Origin of the sequence: Wohlfahrtiimonas populi (assembly GCF_002006795.1) — a bacterium.
GTDB classification, from domain to species: Bacteria; Pseudomonadota; Gammaproteobacteria; order Cardiobacteriales; family Wohlfahrtiimonadaceae; genus Wohlfahrtiimonas; species Wohlfahrtiimonas populi.
In genome coordinates this window covers 1-3,445 of the sequence record NZ_MVDN01000028.1, presented here as the reverse complement: position 1 = coordinate 3,445, position 3,445 = coordinate 1, and the positions used below count along the sequence as shown (strand labels likewise).

Annotated in this window: 5 protein-coding genes; 4 read left to right on the top strand and 1 reads right to left on the bottom strand. The window is 31.8% G+C overall.

The window, feature by feature from the left end; all coding sequences use genetic code 11:
* From BZK16_RS13700 to BZK16_RS13685, 4 genes are all read left to right on the top strand, one after another.
* Nucleotides 1-451 (top strand): universal stress protein (locus BZK16_RS13700; RefSeq protein WP_143691196.1); only part of this gene is annotated, 451 nt, incomplete at its 5' end.
* Between the two features lie 37 nt (nt 452-488).
* Nucleotides 489-1,019 (top strand): hypothetical protein, encoded by a 531-nt coding sequence (locus tag BZK16_RS13695; protein ID WP_077929446.1) that lies wholly within the window; start codon nt 489-491, stop codon nt 1,017-1,019.
* A 197-nt stretch (nt 1,020-1,216) separates the two neighbouring features.
* Nucleotides 1,217-1,528: a DUF4279 domain-containing protein gene (locus BZK16_RS13690; protein WP_269845032.1), complete on the top strand. Its 312-nt coding sequence runs from the start codon at nt 1,217-1,219 to the stop codon at nt 1,526-1,528.
* A gap of 123 nt (nt 1,529-1,651) precedes the next feature.
* Complete coding sequence (locus tag BZK16_RS13685) at nt 1,652-2,512, top strand: DUF3553 domain-containing protein (protein WP_077929444.1); 861 nt, start codon at nt 1,652-1,654, stop codon at nt 2,510-2,512.
* Between the two features lie 85 nt (nt 2,513-2,597).
* Here BZK16_RS13685 and BZK16_RS13680 read toward each other — a convergent pair whose 3' ends face one another.
* Entirely contained in the window at nt 2,598-3,167 is a 570-nt protein-coding gene (locus tag BZK16_RS13680; protein WP_077929447.1) for a pilin, read from the bottom strand.
* Nucleotides 3,168-3,445 lie beyond the last annotated feature (278 nt).

Here is a 3,445-nt window from a genome sequence, read left to right as displayed (position 1 = left end):
ATTAACAGCAGAACAGATTTTATTAAAAATTGGTATTTCAACCGTGATCGTCCCTGCAAGATGGCATGCTAAATCAGGCGAGAAAAATGTTGTGATCGCTTGGAATGCGAGCCATGTTGTACGTAAAGCGATTGTGGATGCTTTGCCTATTATTATGACAACAGATGTTGTTAGATTTTTAGTGATTGATAATCCTGACTTGGATACTAAATCAGGTAAGGACATTATCAATTATCTCAATAATAAAGGTATCAAAGCAGATATTCAGTATGTTGAATCTCATGATCTTTCCATCGCCGAAACTATCATTGAACATGCGGAAGAGTTAGATGCAAGTTTAGTCATTATGGGCGCTTATAGCCGTTCACGCTTTACGGAAATGTTCTTGGGCGGTGTGACAAAAGAGCTGTTCTTCAATGAAGTGCCTGTTCCGTTGTTTATTTCTCGTTAAACCAATGAGTATGAAATCATTATATTGAGTTGGATAAATGTATAAAAATACTAAGGTTGTAATGCCGAATCAAGGTTATGGAAAAATTCATACATATAATCATAGATTCTATATAGCTCTTTTGTTGTGGTTTTCTACAGCAATTTTATTGGGTGTATTGTTTAAAAATTATTTAAATTTTAACTTGGTGCAACGAAACTATCATGCATATATCAATGTGATTAAACAGAAAGAAAAATTTAGCTCCACTATATTTTGTCTTTTGATTCTCTCTCCCTTTTTTGCTTTTTATTTTTATAGGTATTGTATAAAGGCGGTTAATTTAAAAGGTATTCATTTCATTATTTTTATTGTTTCTGCACTAGCAGGTTGTTATTACAATTCAATGTTCTTTCAATTTGATACTAGTAAGGGAGCTGCTCTTATTAAATTCATAATTTATAAATGGGATTGGCTAGGAGCTTTTTTATTTTGTGCAAATATTGTGATGTTAGTAATTTATTCTTTATCAATTTTAGTAAAGTTTTTATGTCAAGAAATTACTGATTTGCAAGAGAAAATAAAATAATTATGGCAAGATTATAGAATTTGGGAAAGGCGAAATAACTAAGAAGATATCAGGACTCGCTTGAAAAATTAACTCTATGGTGCGGTTATTTAAATGATGCCTTCCATTATTGATAAGTTTTTACAGACAGATTTTAGTTCTGATTATGTTCAATTACAGAATGAATATTTGTCTGCAAATATCTCTTATTTTGCTCAGTGTATGTTAAAGGCAAAATTTTGCGTATGGATAATACACCTTGTACATTTAGTGCTTGGATGTTTGGTGTGTATGATCCTGTTCCTTCATATGATATTAATGAGCATTTGTACTATTTACTAGAAACGTTTCAGAATAAAAGTGACAAAATACTTTTCCTAAAGGAAAAATATAATTTAAAGGCAACTATTTGTATCTGTATTGAAATTTTGGGCACTCAATCACCTGCTGTGTACTTTGAAAAAGATATATTAAATTTTATACATTCAATTCAAGCAGAGATAGATATAGACTTATATGCATTTAAATAATTCAAAATATTTTTTAGTAAATTATTAATTAAAACTATTAATATCAAAAAATTAATGATATTTTCGGACTTATATCAAAGTAATCTAATTATAAAAGTATAACAATAAGCCAAGGAGATTAGTATGAACTATAAGAAGGGCGATAAAGTTAAACATCCGAAGCAGGAAGCTTGGGGATTGGGCGTTGTTTTAGAAGATCAGAGAGATGAAAAAGTCAGAATATTTTTTGAAAATGCTGGCGAGAAAATATTATCAACAAAATTTTTTATGCCATTAATTGTGACAGGCGCAGAAGCAAAACACCCTGTATTGGATAAACTAAAAGCCAACTCAAAATTTCTAGGATTAACCATATTACTCAACAACTTTTTGTTGAAGTTTCCGAATGGTTTTCAAGATGCTAATTTTCTTGAGAAGGAAGTTTATAATAAGCAAAGTATTTCCGATTTTGCTCATGAATCACTCAACGAAGAAATTTTTACGCAATTATTGGCGCAAGCAGCATATGCAGAAATTGCTCATGTGATTAAATCCATCGTGCATAAAGATACTTTCAGCATGATTGACCGCTTTGAAAAAATTGCTTTGGTGGAAAGCTTGGAGGATAAACGCTTTCAAAAGCTTTTTGCTTATAGTTTGTATGATCTCATTTATGGTAAAGCAGATGATTTTGATAAGAATTTTATGGAGTTTGCTTATGTTTTAACAGAGATGAAAGCAAGTAAATGGACGGTAATGACATATTTCTTATTCATCTTTCATCCACAAAAACACATTTTCCTAAAGCCAACAGTGATGCAAAACATCGCTAAAATCTGTGAATTTAATCTTCATTATGAAACAGTATTGAATATCGTGACTTATCATCACGTTTTGAAGTTTGCCAATTATCTTTTGAAAAATCTTAAAGAGCTCGGCTTAACGCCAGAAGATATGGTGGATGTGCAATCCTTTATGTGGGTTGTAGAAAAATATCAATCCTAAATGAAAAAGCCCCATAAAATATGGGGCTTTTTTGTATCAGATGAAATCTGATACAAATGCTGAATTATAAAGTTGACACTATTAATTAATACATTGGATCATGAGGCAATTGGCCAGTATACGTTATGCTTACACTAACTTTATTGTCACGACATACAGATGGTAAAAATTTTGAAGGAATTCTTGTTTCACAGACCCATTCTGTGCTTCCTGTTTTTTTTGTAGCAGATTCACCCGGTGCTGTTGGTACAGCTTGAGCTTCTCTTATGAGAATAAACTGTCTTGCCATACCTGGCACATTTCTTTCATTAAATTGAATCCATATACCACATGTTCCCAAACCTTGTAGACTTTTGCCAAAGATAACAGCATGAATATTGGCTGTTCCGAATTGTAATGGCGATGGCAATGATGTATCTAGAATTTCACCAGATGTATTCAGATTAGATTGGCGATTTGATGGGCACTTATCACCGCCATAGATTGCTGTAAATTCAACGATACTAGATTTGTAAGCACCAGCGATAGATAGTGCTTCTGATACTTTTGCTCTAGCGACATAGTCCTGATAGGCAGGTAATACAATCATTGATAATATTCCAATAATGGCCACAACGATCATTAGTTCTATTAAAGTAAATCCTTTAGATTTCATGGAATAACCTTTCTAAGTTAAGTTAAGTTAATTATACATGTTTTTTAATGGCTTTTTATGAAGTGAACTTGTATTTTTAAAGACTCTTTAAGATGCTGGATGTTAGTTGCAATTTTTTCTACTTTTTGTTGAAACTCATTTTCATCAATATCAAAGTCATGCTTGTATGTAGTGCGTAAAACAGTAAGGTTGTTTCTAAGCCTGCTAATTGATTCAGTAATTATTAAGGCATTTGGCATTAATCTGGTGAGTCTCTAAACTTAAGTTATGCATAACAC

Bases quoted from the DNA above. Each gene is read 5' to 3' on its own strand.
- BZK16_RS13695 (WP_077929446.1), top strand. From the start codon at position 489: ATGTATAAAAATACTAAGGTTGTAATGCCGAATCAAGGTTATGGAAAA.
- BZK16_RS13685 (WP_077929444.1), top strand. From the start codon at position 1,652: ATGAACTATAAGAAGGGCGATAAAGTTAAACATCCGAAGCAGGAAGCT.
- BZK16_RS13680 (WP_077929447.1), bottom strand. From the start codon at position 3,167: ATGAAATCTAAAGGATTTACTTTAATAGAACTAATGATCGTTGTGGCC.